The 230-nt window shown below is 63.9% G+C and carries 1 protein-coding gene; it reads left to right on the top strand.

Features of this window, described 5'->3' with window-relative positions:
• On the top strand, positions 1-230 hold a 230-nt coding region (locus KVT38_RS34430; protein ID WP_217598167.1), incomplete at both ends, for a DUF2399 domain-containing protein.

Here is a 230-nt window from a genome sequence, read left to right as displayed (position 1 = left end):
CCAACCGGCGCTGGCCGTCGTCGGGCTGCTGGAGCGATTGGTCTCGGCGCTTCCCGATATCGCGCTATATTATTCCGGCGATCTGGTCTATGCAGGCCTGATGATTGCGCAGAGTTTGCAGAAGCGCTTCGGCAGCCGATACCGCGCATGGCGGATGAGTCTGGACGTCTCTCGTCGGCGTGCGCACGTCGGCGTGCCGATTCTGGAGGACGTGCGGCTGGTGTCGCTGC

The sequence above is a fragment of the Cohnella sp. GbtcB17 genome, from assembly GCF_019091135.1.
Lineage (GTDB): Bacteria > Bacillota > Bacilli > Paenibacillales > Paenibacillaceae > Cohnella.
The sequence above is the reverse complement of the archived record's forward strand: the minus strand, read 5'-3'. Positions and strand labels throughout refer to the sequence as shown.